Annotated in this window: 15 protein-coding genes; 5 read left to right on the plus strand and 10 right to left on the minus strand. The window is 62.1% G+C overall.

What is annotated here, in order from left to right; genetic code table 11:
* Nucleotides 1-166: 166 nt before the first annotated feature.
* On the minus strand, nucleotides 167-694 hold the full coding sequence (locus ACZYTC_RS00610; protein ID WP_434958002.1) for an SRPBCC family protein: 528 nt from the start codon (nucleotides 692-694) through the stop codon (nucleotides 167-169).
* Between the two features lie 129 nt (nucleotides 695-823).
* Nucleotides 824-1,171 (minus strand): ArsR/SmtB family transcription factor, encoded by a 348-nt coding sequence (locus ACZYTC_RS00615; protein ID WP_434958001.1) that lies wholly within the window; start codon nucleotides 1,169-1,171, stop codon nucleotides 824-826.
* Between the two features lie 143 nt (nucleotides 1,172-1,314).
* Between ACZYTC_RS00615 and ACZYTC_RS00620 the strand changes: the two genes are divergently transcribed.
* Together ACZYTC_RS00620 and ACZYTC_RS00625 are read left to right on the plus strand one after the other, a co-directional pair.
* On the plus strand, nucleotides 1,315-2,292 hold the full coding sequence (locus tag ACZYTC_RS00620) for an L-carnitine dehydrogenase (protein ID WP_441770187.1): 978 nt from the start codon (nucleotides 1,315-1,317) through the stop codon (nucleotides 2,290-2,292).
* A 196-nt stretch (nucleotides 2,293-2,488) separates the two neighbouring features.
* A complete protein-coding gene (locus ACZYTC_RS00625) occupies nucleotides 2,489-2,953 on the plus strand; it encodes a thioesterase family protein (RefSeq protein ID WP_434957999.1) in 465 nt (154 codons plus the stop codon).
* A gap of 916 nt (nucleotides 2,954-3,869) precedes the next feature.
* Here ACZYTC_RS00625 and ACZYTC_RS00630 read toward each other — a convergent pair.
* From ACZYTC_RS00630 to ACZYTC_RS00660, 7 genes are all read right to left on the minus strand, one after another.
* Complete coding sequence (locus ACZYTC_RS00630; protein WP_441770188.1) at nucleotides 3,870-4,910, minus strand: heme-dependent oxidative N-demethylase family protein; 1,041 nt, start codon at nucleotides 4,908-4,910, stop codon at nucleotides 3,870-3,872.
* Between the two features lie 127 nt (nucleotides 4,911-5,037).
* Nucleotides 5,038-6,003 carry a PDR/VanB family oxidoreductase gene (locus ACZYTC_RS00635; protein WP_441770189.1) on the minus strand — a complete coding sequence of 322 codons (966 nt, stop codon included), beginning with the start codon at nucleotides 6,001-6,003 and terminating at the stop codon, nucleotides 5,038-5,040.
* The gene (locus ACZYTC_RS00640) at nucleotides 6,000-6,626 is read right to left on the minus strand and encodes a dimethylamine monooxygenase subunit DmmA family protein (protein WP_441770190.1); all 627 of its coding nucleotides are present in this window, start codon (nucleotides 6,624-6,626) and stop codon (nucleotides 6,000-6,002) included. The genes ACZYTC_RS00635 and ACZYTC_RS00640 overlap by 4 nt, the downstream gene beginning before the upstream one ends.
* Nucleotides 6,627-6,836: 210 nt before the next feature.
* Complete coding sequence (locus ACZYTC_RS00645; protein WP_068288288.1) at nucleotides 6,837-7,964, minus strand: aminomethyl transferase family protein; 1,128 nt, start codon at nucleotides 7,962-7,964, stop codon at nucleotides 6,837-6,839.
* 89 nt (nucleotides 7,965-8,053) lie between these two features.
* Nucleotides 8,054-10,327, minus strand: coding sequence for a trimethylamine N-oxide demethylase (locus ACZYTC_RS00650; protein WP_441770191.1), 2,274 nt, complete (start codon nucleotides 10,325-10,327; stop codon nucleotides 8,054-8,056).
* 65 nt (nucleotides 10,328-10,392) lie between these two features.
* A complete protein-coding gene (locus ACZYTC_RS00655; RefSeq protein ID WP_434957994.1) occupies nucleotides 10,393-10,929 on the minus strand; it encodes a flavin reductase family protein in 537 nt (178 codons plus the stop codon).
* 164 nt (nucleotides 10,930-11,093) lie between these two features.
* Nucleotides 11,094-12,506 carry an acyl-CoA dehydrogenase family protein gene (locus ACZYTC_RS00660; RefSeq protein ID WP_441770192.1) on the minus strand — a complete coding sequence of 471 codons (1,413 nt, stop codon included), beginning with the start codon at nucleotides 12,504-12,506 and terminating at the stop codon, nucleotides 11,094-11,096.
* Between the two features lie 354 nt (nucleotides 12,507-12,860).
* Between ACZYTC_RS00660 and ACZYTC_RS00665 the strand changes: the two genes are divergently transcribed.
* From ACZYTC_RS00665 to ACZYTC_RS00675, 3 genes are read left to right on the plus strand one after another with little or no spacing between them, the layout of a single operon-like run.
* Complete coding sequence (locus ACZYTC_RS00665; RefSeq protein WP_488988672.1) at nucleotides 12,861-14,573, plus strand: trimethylamine N-oxide permease; 1,713 nt, start codon at nucleotides 12,861-12,863, stop codon at nucleotides 14,571-14,573.
* Nucleotides 14,574-14,582: 9 nt separating this feature from the next.
* Nucleotides 14,583-14,912: a hypothetical protein gene (locus ACZYTC_RS00670; protein WP_488988673.1), complete on the plus strand. Its 330-nt coding sequence runs from the start codon at nucleotides 14,583-14,585 to the stop codon at nucleotides 14,910-14,912.
* Between the two features lie 59 nt (nucleotides 14,913-14,971).
* Complete coding sequence (locus ACZYTC_RS00675; protein ID WP_488988674.1) at nucleotides 14,972-16,261, plus strand: class I SAM-dependent methyltransferase; 1,290 nt, start codon at nucleotides 14,972-14,974, stop codon at nucleotides 16,259-16,261.
* A 34-nt stretch (nucleotides 16,262-16,295) separates the two neighbouring features.
* On the opposite strand, the gene gcvA is transcribed toward ACZYTC_RS00675, so the two are convergent.
* A complete protein-coding gene (gene gcvA, locus ACZYTC_RS00680) occupies nucleotides 16,296-17,204 on the minus strand; it encodes a transcriptional regulator GcvA (protein WP_488988675.1) in 909 nt (302 codons plus the stop codon).
* Nucleotides 17,205-17,402 lie beyond the last annotated feature (198 nt).

Genomic DNA, 17,402 nt, shown 5'->3' on the forward strand with positions numbered 1-17,402 from the left:
AGCTATCTTGAACGACAAGAAAAGCTTGATGACGAAGAGAGTGTTTCCCACACTTCATCCGCTGTCCCGACGTTCCTCGATCGATCTTCGCGCGATCGAGCGCGCCCCGCCGTTTTTTGCGAGCATCAGCTGCCGTCCGGCACCGGCGCGAGGCGTCGAACATGGTTCAGCTTGTGCTCATCCTGCTCTCGTAATCGGCCTCGAGTTGCGTATGCAGACCCCAGAAGCTAGGCGGTGTCTGTCCTCCGAGGCGGGCGGCGAGGATATCGAGATGGGTGTGCCAGCCGGCGGCGACGCTAATCAGTTCATCGCGGGCGAGCAGGCGGCTATGGGTAATGGTGATATGGGTGCGCCCGAGCTCCGGCTTGAGGTCGATACGGACCTGCGAGCCGTCACCCCAGGCATATTCGATCAAGGTCGGCGGTTCGCAGGCGATCACCCGTCCATGCATCTCGACCGTGTCGTTCAGATGCAGATATTTGGGCGGCGGCGGATCATCGGGTGCCGACAGGTCGCCATTGCGGAAGACATGGTTGACCCGTCCACCTGGCTGCAATTCCATTTCGCCGCCGGCCAGCCATTGCTGGCGCTTCTCGGCCTCGGTCAGGAAGGCCCAGACGCGTTCGATCTGTCCGGAAAGAACGCGTTCGATACGCACGGTCTCGGTGTCGATGATCACGCCGTAGTCGGACATGGTTCAGCTCCCTAGAGTGAAGCGCGTTCATGGCTGAACGCTTGTTTTCTCTAACTTTTTGTTTCCAAGCCTATCCGGTGGATTGGCCAGAGCGTCCTGTATTCCGGCAAATTGCAAGGCGCTTCGGGTTCAGCTCCTCTGAGGATTGGCGATTGCATCCGCAATCAGCAGGGCATCGAGGGTGTCGAGTCGCTGATTCCAGAGTTTTTCGTAAAAGCGCATCCATTCCAGGCCGGCATGCAGAGGCCGCGGGTTCAGCCGGCAGGTGTGGGTGCGTCCTTCGACACTGCGTTCCACCAGGCCGGCCTTCTCCAGGACCTTGATGTGCTTGGAGGCGGCTGCCAGCGAGATGGCGAAGGGATGGGCGAGTTCGCCCACCTTGCGGGGCTCGGCAGCGAGGTTGCGCAGCATGGCCCGCCTGGTCGGATCGGCCAGGGCATGAAAGATGGCATCGAGAGGATCTTTATATTCAACCATACGGTTGAACATCTGCCTTCATCGGCCAACTGTCAACCAGATGGTTGACTATATTTCCGTCGCGTTTGGCACCTGCGATGTCGCGCCATGCAAAGGCCTTTTCGGCAAGGCCTTGTCTAGTCGCGCCGACAGGGAGAACAGCGATGGCCACGACATCCAAGACGTCTGCAATCAAGACATTCGCAATTATCGGTACCGGCGTGATCGGCGCGGGGTGGGCGGCGCGGGCGCTCGCACACGGTCTGGATGTCGTCGCCTACGATCCGGCCTCGGGCGCCGAGGAAAAGCTGCGTGCGGCCATCGACAATGCCTGGCCGGCCCTGGAGAAGCAGGGATTGGCCGCCGGTGCCGACCGCAAGCGTCTGAGCTTCGCCAACTCCGTGGCCGAGGCCGCCGGCCAGGCCGACTTCATCCAGGAAAACGCCCCGGAGCGCGAGGAACTCAAGCAATCGCTGCTGGCCGAGATCGACGTCGCCGCCAAGCCCGGCGCCATCATCGGCTCCTCCACCTCGGGCCTGTTGCCGAGCTTGCTGCAGGCCAAGATGGCCGATCCGACCCGGCTGGTGGTGGGCCATCCCTTCAACCCTGTCTATCTCCTGCCGCTGGTGGAAGTGCTCGGCGGCAGCAAGACTTCGGCCGAGACGGTCGAGGCCGCCAAGGCCTTCTATGCCTCGATCGGCATGCGCCCGCTGCATGTCAGGGTGGAGATCGAAGGCTTCATCGCGGACCGCCTGATGGAAGCGCTCTGGCGCGAGGCGCTCTGGCTGGTCAATGACGGCGTCGCCACCACCGAGGAGGTCGACGCGGCCGTCGTCTATGGCTGTGGCCTGCGCTGGTCGCTGATGGGCACCTTCCTCACTTTCCATCTCGCCGGCGGCGAAGGCGGCATGCGCCACATGCTGCACCAGTTTGGGCCGGCCCTGAAACTGCCCTGGACCAAGCTCACGGCCCCCGAGCTGACGGAAGAACTGATCGACCGCGTCGCCGATGGCTGCGAGCACCAGGCCGCCGGCCGCTCGATCAAGGCGCTGGAGCGCCGCCGCGACGACTTCCTCATCGAAGTGATGGCGCTGGCCAAGAAATACTGGCCGGAGGCCGAAGGACTCGAAGGAAGGGTCTGATTCCCGGGATCGCAGGCTTCCAGCCTGCTCTAGGAACCGTCACACTTGCAGGATAGGCGATGCAGGCGAGACGCCTGCGATCCCAGAGCAAACAAGCGTTCACAGGTGAACGCTTGTTTGCTCCATCTCTTTGTTTCGACGCGTCTTTGCGATTCTCGGTGATTCCGAGAAATCACAAAACGCTTTGGGGATTCCCATGCACCTTCTCGACGAAACCGTCCGCCCGGAATGGATCGACTATAACGGCCATCTCTATGACGGCTATTACGCGGTGATCTTCGCCAAGGCCGTCGACGAGTTCCTCGGTCGCGTCTGCCTCACCGCCGCCGTGCGCGAGACGACGCGCCATACCATCTATACGATGGAGACCCATGTCCGCTTCCTGTGGGAGGTCAAGCTCGGCACGCCCGTCTCTGTAACCTGCCAGGTGCTGGACCTCGACACCAAGCGCGTCCGCATCTTCCTGAGCATGTACGACAAGGTGCGCAATCTCGTGGTGGCGACCTCCGAGCAGCTCTTGATGTCGATCGACCAGACCGAGCAGCCCCATGCGGCGCCCTGGCTGCCGCAGAGCGCTGCAGTGCTGGAGGGCCTGCTAAAGGAGCACGCTACCCTGCCGATGCCGAAGGATGCCGGGCGCAGCATCGGCATCAAGCGGTAGTGGTCCTTTGCTGGATCCACTGAATTGCAGCCTCTAGCCAGGTCATTCCAAGGCAAGGCCAAAAAGGGGAAAGCGCCAGGCGAGCTCTCCCGATCACTGATTTGCATCGGCATTGACCGATTGGGCTGGCATTTTGGAAATGATGGCAGCATATCTCTTCGGTTATGTGGACCAGTCGAGGCCTCGTGCGCCGCTTTTGTACGGCAGTCCTGCTGCTAGTGATATCCCTTGGCAGCGCCGGTGCTGCTTGCCAGGACTATCTTGCGCAGGCGTTCGATAGGCTGAACGCACAGCCGTTTACGGCCGAGACACGTTCGGCCGCCGCTAATACAATCACCTATCTCATTTATGATCAGGAACGACCCGACGTCTTTCGCGCTCACCTGAGATTCGAAGGTCACGGCAGGGGAACGATCGATTTGGTCAATATTGGCGGCAAACGTTGGTCTGATCGTGGTGAAGGCTGGAAGTTGCTGGATGAGAGAGACTACGAGCGGTCGATATCGTATGTCTCTTTCTAATGGCGTCCTTTCTCCGCGAAAGATGTTCGGCAAGCCAGTTGTATGGGGTCCACGCCCAAAAAGGGTGTCTGGCATTCCGTGTTCGGGATTGCGCAGGGGCGCACATTCCTGACGGTCTACGTCAACAACCTCACGGGCTTGCCAGAGAGCTGGTCGACACAGAACGGCCAAGCTGAAGCGGCCTTCCGTTATGATCGAGCTGTCCGTGTTGCGCACCCAATGCCGTGACCGGAGCAAAGCGCGTTTCCACGTAACCGCTGCTTTTCTCTAACTCATTGTTCCGACACGTCTTTACGTTTCCACCAAATAGAAAAACGCTATGGGGGTCTGTCCGCGTCTTCCTGGGATTGCCAGCACGACACCGGCGACCCAGGAAGAGCTTTCACTTCCGTCCATCAATCCGGCCAACCGCCCGGGCTGGTCTCGGCGCCGTCGTCATATTTCGACAGCCACTCCAATGCCGTGTCGCGGAAACGGGTGAGGCCCTTGTAGTCCACCAGTTCGGGCGGCAAGGTCTGCAGCACACGGTGCAGGCGCCGGCCCCATTTGGGCACCGTCACCAGTTCCTCAAGCTTGATCAGGTAGCAGCGGATCGGGAAGACAATGGCGTTGGAACGCGGCAGGCGGAAGAAAGTCTGCAGTTCGACGCGCAGATGCAGCTTGTTGCCGATGTTTTCGGGAGTCAGCGTGGCGCGGTCCTTGCCCCATTTGTGATAGTTCTCGGGCGAGGTATCGAGCCGCGGATTGACCGTCATCGTCCAGTTGAGCCGCCTGGTGGGCGAGCCCTGACGCAGGTTGAGCATGAATTTGAGAGCCCGCTCGAACACGCCGAGCTGGTGGGCCAGCGGCACCGGGCCGTGCCATTCCATGAAATTCATGCCGATGTCGAAATCGAGCGACCAGTCGGCCTGGGTGGTGACGATGCCCGCATCCATCCACAGATTGCCATCGCGCTGGTCGAGCAGGCAGAAATCGCCCTGGGCCTGGCGGGTGATGTATTCCATCGGCCCATAGGGCAGGGTGGCGACGTCACCGAAGGTGAAGCGGTCGTCGATGCCCAGCGGCCGGTTGATCCAGTGCCACTGGTCGCCGTCCCGCTCGAGCGTGAAATGCTCGGGATAGGAGGTCGACATGCTCTCCATCAGGAGTTCGAGCAGGTCCCATCCCGCCAGTGTCATATGCGGCAGGGACTGGCAGCGCAGCGGGTCTTCCTTCAGCACCAGCGCCCGGTCGGCCATCTCCGAGACATAATGCTCGTCGACGTCGATGGGATGCTCGAAGGCCGAACCCTCCGGGCCTGAAATATGCGGTTCGATATTGACCGCATACATGTAGTTGTCCTTGTCGAAGGGAAAGGGAAAGCGGCGGATCGCTGCCTCCGAATTGCGGAAGGTAAAGTCGTCGCGGAAGGTTTCCTGGCGGAATTGGATGCCCATTGTGAAGCTCCTGGGATCGCCGGCTTCCTGCCGGCTCTTGAAACGAAGGCCCCGGAAGAGCCGGTATCCACGACATGCAGGCATGTCGTTGAGAAGCCGGCGATCCCAGGAATTGCAAATCCAGCAGTTACAAATCCAGCACCAGTTCCCGGCCTTCGAAGCGCGAGACGCAGGGCATGACCTTGGCGCCGGAGGCCTTGTCGGCCTCCGAGAGGTAGTGGTCGTTGTGCATGAGCGTGCCGTCGCAGGAGAGCACCCGTGTCTCGCACTGGCCGCAGGCTCCGCCGCGGCAGAGATAAGGCGCATCGACGCCGGCGGCCTCGATCGCCTCCAGCATGCTCTGGTGCGGACCGACCTTGGCCCGCTTGCCTGAGAGGGCCAGGATGATCTCGTAAGGCTTGCCGGAAGCCGGGGCGATGAACTGCTCGTCATGCAGGTTCTGGTCGGGCCAGCCCTCGTTGCGGGCGGTGTTGAGCACCCATTTGATCATACCGCCGGGCCCGCAGACATAGAGATGCGTGCCGAGGGGCTGGCGCGCGAGCAACTCGGCGAGCGCGATCGCCTCACCCTTGTCGTCGCGATAGATGTGCACCCGGCGACCGTAACGTTCGGCCAGGTGGGCAAGATAGGCGCCATGCTCGTCCGAACGCACGGCGTAATGCAGCTCGAAGGGGCGGTCCTCGTCGGAAAGCTGCGCCATCATCGCCATGAAGGGCGTGATGCCGATGCCGCCGGCGAAGAGCAGGTGTTTCCTGGCGCGCTGGTCCGGCGGGAACAGGTTGACGGGATGACTGATGCGGATGACATCGCCGGGCCGGACCTTGCCATGCAGGAACATCGAGCCGCCACGGCCCTTGTCGTCGCGCCGCACGCTGATGGTGTAGCAGGCGGTGTCGCCCGGGCGGCTCATCAGCGAATAGGGGTTGCGCCGCAGCGTGGCGCCGTCCTCCATCTCCACCACCACATGGGCGCCGCCGGAGAAATTGGGCAGAAGGGAGCCGTCGACGGGCTTGAAATGGAAGCGCTTGATCTCGGGCGTGACCTGGTGGATCTCGCTGACGCGCACCTCGATCTTGGGTGTCTTGTCGCTCATGGAAAGGCCTCCTCGGTCGGCGGCACCACGCCGGGCTCTTCGGCGTCGATGCACACGCCCTGGAATGCGGCGATGCGGCGCGAATAATGGTCCCGGACCAACAGAGTCAGGCCGCAATGGGCACATTTGACCGGCTGCGTGCGCACATGCTCGGTGATGCCCTTGCAATGCACGCATTGCACCCGTCGTTCTTCCGAGCCGCGATGCTCGGTCTGGATGGAGAGATGGTCAACGCCGGCCTCGATCGCAAGCTTCATGGCCTGGCCGATCAGGCCTTCCGTGCCTGCCAGATAGATCTGGGTGCCCATATGGGCCGTCGCCAACGTCTGGGCCAGGCGTGGCAGGGCGGCGGCGATGCTCGGGCCTTCATAGAACATGTCGGGGCCGAGTGCCCGGAGCGCCTCGCCGAAATTCTTGGGAGCGGCCCCGCCGGGCACATCGTCGATGTGCCCGGGTACATAGATGATGTGAGCCTTGTCGAGGAAAGGAGCCTCGGCCGTTTCGGTCGCGTCCAGGATTGCCTGCGCACCCTCGGCATCCGCCACGAAGAGGTGCCGCTTGGCGCCGGGGCGGATGGCAAGGGTGCCATAGACAGGACGGCTCTTGATGCCGGATACGAGCATGGTTCTATCGAAACTCCAGCGCGAACGAAGTGGATCAGGCCCTTGTTTTACCCTCCCCTGGAGGGGGAGGGTCGACGCGAAGCGTCGGGGTGGGGTGGCTCCGCAAGAATTGCTAGGATCGCGAAACCGGGCCTCGATCAGCCGAGGTGGTGGTTTTCACCCCACCCCGGCCTTTCAGGCCGACCTCCCCCTCCAGGGGAGGGTATTTCCTTACAGCGCCGTACGCTTCTTCTTCTCCGGATCGTCGAAGGTGATGGTGTGCGCGATGGCCGAGCACTGCACGTTCTTGCCCTTGACCTCAAGCTTGGTGCCCTGCTTGGCAACGTCGACCGCCATGCGGGCGATTGCCATGGACCGGTTGGTCAGGCGCGAATACATGCCGCAGGTGACCACGCCCACCTTCTTGCCGCCGGCCCAGAGCTCGTCGCCGGCATCGAGGATCTTGTCGGTGTCGGCGAGGACGCCGAAGATCTTGAAGCGCTCCTTGCCCTTGAGGCGGTAATGCTCCTCGGCGCCGCGGAAGCCGGTCTTGCCGGGCGAGACGGTGAAGGTGAGACCGAGTTCCCACAGCGTGTCGCCGGGGCCTTCATTCTCGAAGGGATACATCTGCGAATTGTCGTAGGGATAGAACAGCAGATAGCTCTCCACCCTGAGCCAGTCGAGCGCGGTGAAGGAGGCGGGCACGATGCCCATGCGCTTGCCTTCCTTCAGGATGGTGTCCCAGATCTCGACGGCGTCCTCGGACTTGCAGAAGATCTCGTAGCCGCGCTCGCCGGTATAGCCGGTGCGCGAGATCATCACCGGCTTGCCGAACAGCGTGGTCTGCATGTGGTGGAAATATTTGAGGTCCTTGATCCCAGGCACATGCTTTGAAAGATATTTCACCGCCAGCGGGCCCTGAAGCGACAGGTCCTGCAAATCGTCGTCGAAGATGACGGCGACGTTCTTGCCGGCCGCATCGCGCGCCATGTCCTCGAAGCCGGTGCCCGAACCATAGACCGTCATCCAGCTGTTGGGGCCGGTGCGATAAAGGATGCAGTCGTCGGTGAACTTGCCGGCATCGTTGAGCACGCAGGCATAGGCCGACTTGCCGGGCACGATCTTGCGCACGTCGCGCGTAGTCAGGCGCTGCAGAACCTGATGCGAATGCGGGCCGACCAGATGGGATTTGCGCAGGCCTGATACGTCCATCAGCGCCGCCTTGGTGCGGATCGCCTCATGCTCGTCGGCGAGGTCCGACTTGGTATAGGTCCAGGCCGTCTCCATCCCGTTCCAGTCTTCCAGGGTGGAGCCGAGGGCTCGATGGCGGGCTGCGAGCGGCGAACGCCGCCAGGACATGACACTCATGGATGTTCCCTTCTGTGATCGGTGGGCCGGTCTTCGGACCGGCGCGGTTGGGCTGGCAAGGCCGGAGGAATGAGGCTGCGCTACATCCTCACCCTCGTCTTGTCCGGGTCGTAATGGGCAAAGCGAACGACCTTGGCCTTGAGGCGCTTCTGATGGCCGTCGAGCTTGCCGATTTCGAGTTCCGTGCCGATCTCGGCCGAGCCGATGTCGACGCGGGCGAGGGCGATGGTCGCGTCGAGGATCGGCGAGCGCATGCCGGAGGTGACCACGCCGATGCGGGCGCGCCCGGCATAGACATGATCGCCGTGATGGGCGGTCTCGCGTCCCTCGATCTCCAGGCCGACAAGCTTGCGCTGGGGTTCGGCCTTGCGCTTGACCAGGGCCTCCTTGCCGACAAAATCGCCCTTCTTGGAGACCAGCGGCACGGTGAAGGCGATGCCGGCCTCGAACGGGTCGGTCTCGTCGGAGAATTCGTAATGGGCGAAGATCAGCCCGGCCTCGATGCGCAGCATGTCGAGCGCTTCGAGCCCCATCGGTACCACGCCGAGCGGCTTGCCGGCCTTGAAGACGGCATCCCACACAGCCTCGCCATCGCGCGGATGGCAGAAGATCTCGTAGCCGAGCTCGCCGGTATAGCCGGTGCGCGAGACCACCACGGCAGGGCCCTGGGCGTGACCGAGCCGGCCGACGGTGGAACGGAACACCCCGATTTCGTTCGCAGCCGGCTGGGCCGGCGGCGTCCAGATGATCTTGCTGATGAGGTCACGGCTTTTCGGGCCCTGCACGGCGAGATTGTGAAGCTGGTCGGTCGAGGAGCGGATCCAGACCTTGAAGCCCTTTTCTTCGGCGAGCTGGCGCAGATGCACGCCGACATAGGGATCGCCGCAGACGAGGCGGAACTGCTGCGGCCCGAGGCGAAACACGGTGCCGTCATCCAGCATGCCGCCATGCGGATAGCAGATGGCGGTGTAGACGACCTGGCCGACCGAAAGCTTGGTGATGTCGCGCGTCACGGCATAGTCGAGCAGCGCCTCGGCATCGGGGCCGAGCACCTCGAACTTGCGCAGGGCGGAAAGGTCGATCACCGCCACCTTTTCGCGGCAGGCCCAATATTCGGCCACCGCGCCGTCGGCGAGGAAGGAATTGGCGAGCCAATAGCCGCGATATTCGACCATGCGGCGCGAAAGAGGAGCGACCTTCGAATGGAACGCCGTCTCCTTGGTGAAGACCGGAGGGGAATCGGGTGTCATGCGCGTAGCAATCGCCTTGGGAAATTCGTGATGCGCGTCATAGACGCGGACCTGGATGTCGGTGGGGTTCCAGCCATTGGCGGGGTCGATGTCGTCGGCACAGGAAGAGGCGGCACAGGTGAGGTCGATCAACGCGCGCATCAGCACATAGTCGCCGGGACGCGACCACGGCTCGTCGGCGCTGATGGTGCCGTCATGGTTGACTTGCGTGTTGAAGAAGAAATTGATCGCCGGCCAGCCGGGGCGAGGCACGATGCCGTCCTGCGCCAGGACCCTGTTGAAGTTCTCCGAGCAGGAATCATGGCCCGGATAACCCATGTCGTCGTAATATTTCATGGTGCAGGCGAGGCCGAAGGTGTCGTGCCGCCCGCAGGTGTCCTGCACCACCTCCACCGTGGCGCGCATGCGCTGGTCGAAGAATTTCGAGAACAGGCCCGGGCCCGGATAGGCGCGTCCCATCAAGGTGCGGGTCGCGGTGGCGTCGAGGCCGCATTCGATGCCCTGCTTGAGCAGCTCAGTGTCGAAGGCGAGGAAATCCGAGCATTGGCGGCCGTCGATGTCCATGATCTGGATATATTGGCCAGCCTTGACTTCGAAACGCTCCGCGGTCGCGGCCTTCACCCGGAAGTCCTGGACTGGGGTGGCGAGGGGCGGCGCGGGCAGGCTTTGCGGCGCGCGCTTGGTGGTATCGTCGCTGCGCGCGATTTCCAGGGAGAAATCGGTCGCGGGCACCACCGCATCCGCCGTCGAAGACCCGGCGGGCACGATGAGCACGCAGGTCATGTCGTGAGCGGCGGACAAAGTGAAGGCCTCGCCCGCCTGGGTGTCCGGTCCCGACAACACGATGCCGCTGGCGCTGGCAAGATCGTGGCCGGCGAGCTGGTGATGGGTGGCCGCGGCATTCTCATTGGCCGCGATCAGGCCCGCCAGCGCATCGCGCGGAGCGGCGGGATGGTCGGATGGCAGGCTTTCCTGCGCTGCGAAGGCATAAAGCAGGGCGTTCTGGCCGCCTTCCAGATTGGTCAGGCGCAGGCGATCCCCTTTGCCGAGGGCGAAGACCTGGCTCGATCCGCCGGCGACGCGAAGCATTTCGGCTTCAGGCATGGCAAACCACTCCTACAAGCAAGCGAACGGGCGGGAAGAGCCCGAATGATTGGCGATATGCAGTCCTATTGGGCTTCCTCTCCCAGCACCCGGTAGCGGCCACCGAAGAAGAGCAGCGGCTCGCCTTCGACATTGTGCTCCATGTCGACCACCCGGCCGACGATGATGCGATGGTCGCCGCCCTCGTACTGGGCGTGATGCAGGCAGTCGAAGGCCGCCATGGTCTCGGGCAGGATCGGCGCTCCAAAGCGCCCTGCCGTGTAGGCCACGCCCGTCCATTTGTCCTGGTTCTGCCGGGCGAAGCGGGCGGAAAGGGCGCGTTGTTCCTTGCGCAGCACGTTCACGCAGAAGCCCGGCGCTTCCAGGAAGGCCGACAGGCTGCGCGCCGTGTTGGCGATGGAAAACAGCACCAGTGGCGGATCGAGCGAGACCGAGGAAAAGGAATTGGCGGTGATGCCGATCAGCCCGGCGGTCGGATGGGTGGCCGTCACCACGGTGACGCCGGTGGCAAACAGCCCGAGTGCCCCGCGAAAGCGCAGCGGATCGATGGATTCCTGGACGATATCCGCCGTCTCCGGCTTTTTTGCAGAACCCTGGACCATCTTGCCTCACACCCTTACCGTCGCCGGCGCTTGCGCGCCGATCCCGGTATACTCCGGATTCGCGTGAATCCGGGAGGCCGCTCGACGCCGTCGTCGCTCTGCCGGCGAGGGCATCATGACGGACCGCACGTCCCGCCGAGGATCGCGTCATAGGGGCCCCCATCTTACGCCGTCTTCCGAATGGCTGGGGGATTGATTTCCGCCAGTAGCCGCTCGGCCAGAGCGCGCTTGGCGTCCACATCCATCTTCTTGATCTCGTTGTTGAGAACGCGCTCGTTGATCGAGGTGTTCCAATAGTCGACCGCCTCGAAGCCGAGCAGCGAGGTCTTGCCGACAAATTGGCGCAGCACCTCGTTGGTGGGCCCCATCACCCAGCCGGCCTTGGCGTCGCGCAGATAGCGCTCGATCTGCAGCTCGGGCTTGTAGCCGGTGCCGCCGCAGGCATGCAGCATCTTGTCGGAAACGGCGGCAACGTTCTTGGCGGCAGCGAATTTCAGCTGCCAGAGCCAGTGCAGCAGGCCGGCACGCGGCAGGAAGGACACATCGTTCTTGTGAACGGACCAGTCATTGTTGCCGGTGGCGTCGTCCAGCGCCTTGGCGATGAGGAAATCCATCGAGCGCACCACGTTGGTGTCGATGATGGCTTCGCCGACATAGTCCTGAATGGTGGCGTAGTCGGCCACCCGCATGCCGACATCCTTGTGGGTCTTCTTGGTGGTATGGGCCTTGGCGATGTCGATCATGCCCATGGCGATGCCGCTCCAGCAGGCGGAGGAGCAGAGCAGGAAGAAGGGATCGACCACCTCGTCATTGGAGCGCGCGCCGTCCCCGATCGGGCCGACCAGACGGTTGCGCGGCACCACCTTGTTGACTTCCAGCGGGCCGGACTGGTTGCCGCGCAGGCCGAGGCCGTTCCAGCTGCCGGGATCGTTGGTGATCTCGTCGCCGAGGATGAGGAAACAGGAGAGGTCGGCGTAATTGCCGTTGAAATTGGGAGAGGTCGTTTGGACGATGTACCAGTCGGCAAAACCGCCGGAGGTGGTCCAGGACGCCTTCTTGCGGACGTGCCAGCCTTCCTTGGTCTCCTCGACGCTGGAAGAGATCGGATACCAGAAATGCGAGCCGGTTTCCGGATCGGAATAGGACAGCGTCCCGATCAGGCAGTCCTTGTCGAGACGGCGGAGGATGTCCTTGAGGGCCGCATTGTCGTGATGGCGCAGCAGGGCGGCGGCGACGGCGCCGGTATGCATGGTATAGCACATCGCCGTGGAGGCGCAGCCATAGCGGGCGATGGTCTCCACCACCATGGCGACGCAAATATGATTCTCGCCCTGGCCTCCGAGCTCCTTGGGCACGATCAGACCCAGAAAGCCGTGCTCGGCCAGGATCTGGAAATTCTTGCGCGGATAGGCGCGGTTCCTGTCACTTTCGATGGCGTTGGCGCGCATCTCCGTCTGGCACAGCTCGATGAGCTTGGCCTGCAACGTCTTCTGGCGCTCGGTCAGCATCCATTGCGGATCCCACTCGAAACCGAGGCCCCAGAACGGCTCATTCCCCCACATCTTGCGTGACGACATATGGGCATCCTTCGAATGGTTCGGTCCCATGCTTTTTGCTCGCATGGTGACAGCTGAAGTTTCCAGAGAAGAAACAAGTTTGTCCAGCAGGAAATTTTATCGGCCCGGATTCTTTTTGCAGAACGACGTTTGCATCGCTCTGGCCGGAATGCGCGAATGCTCAAAAAATAAGCAAAAAACCGTCATTTGAGAAGGAAACGCAGAAAACTAAAGGTTGACGCTTCCTGAGAGTGTGTCACTCTTCACTCGCAGGAAAAAAATAGAGACGGTGGGTGAAGACGAGAGCCGTTATGGAACTCTCGCAGCCAGTACCGCCCCAGCATCCAGTGCATTCGATCAGATCCGGGGAACACAATGACGGCGACAACTGACGCAAACACGAGCGCGAGCGGCGACAGTCAATTGCTGCGCCATATCGATTGGCGAGGAGCCTTCTGGGTTGCAAGCGGCGTGCCGCCGCTGGTGCTGTTCTCGATCGGCGGCATCGCCGGGACGACGGGCACGCCGGCCTTCCTGATCTGGACGGCCTCCATGATCATGGGCTTCATCCAGTCCTTCACCTATGCCGAGATCGCCGGCCTGTTTCCCAACAAATCGGGTGGTTCTTCCGTCTATGGCGCCACGGCGTGGCTGCGTTACTCCAAGTTCATCGCGCCCTTGTCGGTATGGTGCAATTGGTTCGCCTGGTCGCCCGTGCTGTCGCTCGGCTGCTCGATCGCCGCCGGCTATATTCTCAATGCTCTCTTCCCGATTCCGGTCTTTACGGACAGTTCGCCCGAAGTTTTGGCCTATATCGCTGCCCATGCCGGCACGGTGCCGGCCGATGCGATCACGGCAGTGACGGCGGCGGCGACCCCGGCGATCCGCACCTGGACGCTGTTCAGCCATACCTTCCCGCTCTTCGGCTTCTCCCTCAATTCGGTCTTCTTCATCGGTGCCGCTCTGATGCTTCTGACCTTCGCGATCCAGCATCGCGGCATTCTCGGCACCGCCAACACCCAGAAGATCATCGGCCTGGTCGTGATCATCCCGATGCTGATCGTCGGCATCGTGCCGATCGTCACTGGCCAGATCAATTGGGCCAACTATTCCCCGCTGGTGCCGCTCGCCACGGCCTATGCGCCGGCGCCGGGTAGCTGGAACGTCGCGGGCTGGACCCTGGTGCTCGGCGGCATGTTCATTGCCGCCTGGTCGACCTACGGCTTCGAAACCGCGGTCTGCTACACCAGCGAGTTCAAGGACCCGGGCCGGGATACCTTCAAGGCCATCTTCTATTCCGGCCTGCTGTGCATGCTGCTGTTCATCCTGGTGCCCTTCACCTTCCAGGGCGTGCTCGGATTGAACGGCATGCTTGCCACCCCCATCGTGGACGGCTCGGGCGTGGCGGCAGCCATGGCCGACATGGTGCATGGCGGCGCCCTCATCAGCCAGCTCCTGGTCATGCTGATGATCCTCGCACTGATCCTGGCCATCATGACTGCGATGGCCGGTTCCTCCCGTACGCTCTACCAAGGCTCGGTGGATGGCTGGCTGCCCAAATATCTGAGCCATGTGAACTCGCACGGCGCTCCGACGCGGGCGATGTGGACCGACCTCATCTTCAATCTGCTGCTGCTCGCCATCGCCGCGGCTGACGCCACCAGCTTCTTCTTCATCCTGGCCGTGTCGAATTGCGGCTACATCATCTTCAATTTCCTCAACCTCAACGCCGGCTGGATCCATCGCATGGACAATGGCCACATCAACAGGCCCTGGAAGGCGCCGACCTTCGTCATCGCCATCGGTGCCATCTTCGCCTATGTGAATGCGATGTTCATGGGGGCGGGCGCGAAGGTCTGGAATCCTCTGGCGCTGTGGGCCGGCCTTTTTACCGCCGCCCTCATCATCCCGGTGTTCTGCTATCGGCACTATATCCAGGATGGTGGCAAGTTCCCCGAGCATATGCTCGACGACCTCGGTCTACGGTCCGTCGACCTTCAGCAGAAAAAGGCTGGCATCCTGCCCTATCTCACGCTCGTGGCCGGCCTGGCGGTGGTGCTGCTGGCGAACTGGTATTTCGTTCTCTGACAAGGCCACATGGGCTCGATCATGCACGGGGCGCTTCGGCGCCCCGTTTTACGTTTGAGGTGGCTGGGCCTGCGATCAAGCCCGATATTGTTCCAGTTGAGCGATGCCGATCCGCGCTATGCCGGCGAGGTCGTCGGCGCTGGCGCCGTCCTGCGCCTGCACGGACATGCCCTGGACCAGGGCGCCGAGGAAGCGCGCGAGAGCGGCGATGTCGGTTTTCGGCTTAAACCTGATCCCAGGCTTTTGGGGGCCGAACCCGGGATGATTTTTCGAGCCCGCGATAACAAAGCCACTGTTAATCCTGGAAGCCAGTATCAGGCGCCATGTGCGAACAAGTGAATCTCGTTATATTTGTTCGGAGGGTGGAGAGTTCTGACAGGTAAGGGCTGAGGATTGGCATGGGCGGCGAAACGACCCAAACTCGAGATCATGCGGGCGGCTCCTCTATTTTCTTCTCCCGCGACAGCGACGCCGAACAGGATCGCCTCATCGGTGATTTCCGTGATTTCATTCGGAGCAGCATATCCTCGCTCGAGCCGGTCCTTGAGATCGGTCCGAGCTACAGGCCCGTGCTGCCGAAATCGCGAGGCTTCAATGTCGAGACAGTCGACCACGCCGATCAGGAGACGCTGCAGCGCATATACATGGCACACGGTGTTGATGTTGCCCTGATCGAGACCGTCGATCACGTGTGGACCGGCGGCCCGATATCGGCCCTCACCGGCGAAGGACGGTTCAACCTGGTCCTTGCTTCTCACGTCGTGGAACACACGACCAATCTTGCCGGATTCCTCGTCGACTGCATGGCTTTGCTTTCGCAAGGTGGCGGGCTGGCCCTTATCGTTCCTGACAAGCGATATTGTTTCGACTTCTTTCAACCCACGACCGATATCGCCAAAGTCATGTCGGACTATAGGGGAAACCGCTCACGTCACACCTTCGAGGCTTTTTATCGCTGGGGAACCAATATCGAGGTCCTTTCGGGCGATAGGGCCGATATTGCCTGGGGGCAAGGGTGGGTCAAGGACTTCGCCTTCGCTGCTTCCTTTGATCGCAATCGTTGCTCCACTGCCGAGGCGTCATCAGCGGCACCGGATTATGTCGACAGCCACGAATATTATCTGACGCCATCGGCGTTGGCTCTGATTCTGCTGGAATTGCGTCAATATGAAATTCTGGATGCAACCGTTGAAACGCTCACGCGGGCACGGGGCTGCGAGTTTCTCGTCATGCTCAGGAAAGGTGGCGGTATGCCGCTGTCGGAGGAAGCCTATCAGGCCATCCGCCGCCGCCTGCAGCTTCAACGCATTTGGGAGCAGATGGAAGCCTGGTCCATGTTCGGGCCCCTTGTAAAAGACGAGGAAACTGTGGCGCCGGCAATGCCGGCCGACATGGCCGCGCTCCATGTTCGAAGCCGGAGTTCTGGCTATAGGGCTTCCAAAGAGGGAACCGCCGTGGATTGGGTCGAGCATCTCCCAAGCCTGGAGGCCCACATTGCAAAACTGGAAGCTTATATTGGGGATCTGGAGCCTCGCAGTGCGCGTCTGGAAGCTCAAATCGACATTCTGCAGCAGGAGAATGCCCAGTTGCAGCGGGTGACATCGCTCATGCGGGGGTCCGCGAGTTGGCGATTGACGAAGCCGCTGCGTTCCGTCTCCGCGCAACTCAAGCGATTAAAAATGCGCTGAGATCGGCAAGTGAGCTGGAAGTCTGTGACGTGATCTACGCGCCCTGAATCGCGAGATGGGCCGTGGTGGCCTTGGCTTCCGCCAACAACCAGTTGCGGAAGAGGGCGACCTCCGGCCGTCCGGCGACGGTGCGGGGATAGACTAGCCAATAGCTGTAGTCGTTGGGCAGGATCGTATCGACCGGGCGTACCAGGCTGCCTTCCTGCAAGGCATGCTCGGCGAGGAAGAGCTTGCCGAGTGCCATGCCCTGTCCTTGCGCGGCGGCTTGCAGCAGATGACTATGATCGTCGAAGGCATGTCCCGCGGCAATGGTGGCTTCGGGCAGGCCGGCATGGCGGAACCAGCGCGACCACGCGTCCTTGGGCGTGTCGTGCAGCAGATGGCTGGCGAGCAGGTCCGAAGGCGTGCAGGGGGAGGGCAGATCTGCCGCGACCTTCGGACTGCAGACCGGGCTGAGTGCTTCCTGCGCGATCAGATCGGCCTTGAGCCCCGGCCAGCGGCCGAGGCCGGAGCGGATGCCGAGATCGAAACGATCCTCGGTGAAAGCCCATGCTTCCGGCGAACTCGTCAGCTTCAATTCGATATTGGGATGGCTCTGGCGAAAGCGCCCGAGCCGGGGGACCAGCCAACAGGTGGCGAAGGAAGGCAGCACCGTGATGCGCAGGGGGCCGTCATGACGGCCGCGCAAGCGCTCGGTTACCGCGGCCAGCCGATCGAGCACCTCGCCGGCTTCGGCAAGAAAAGTGCGCCCGGCCTCGGTCAACCGCAAGGCGTGGCCAGAGCGCTCGAACAGCCGCACGCCCAGCCAGGTCTCGAGCTGGCGCACCTGATGGCTGATCGCCGTCTGGGTCACGCATAGTTCGTCGGCGGCCCGGGTGAAGCTGAGGTGCCGGGCACCGGCCTCGAAGGCGCGGACAGCCACAAGCGGCGGAAGGCGACGCATGCTCGATGAATCCAGTTCATGGAGGCGGTGAAAATAGATCGTTTTGTCGGGCCCGAAAAGTGGTGTTTCCATCCCCTAGAGCAAAGTGCGTTCAAGCGTGAACGCCCATTTGCTCCAGCTCCCTGTTCCCAAGCCAATCCGTAGGATTGGCTGGAGCGTCTTTGCGATTCTTGATGATTCCACCAAATCGCAAAACGC

The sequence above is a fragment of the Labrys sp. F242 genome, assembly GCF_057813875.1.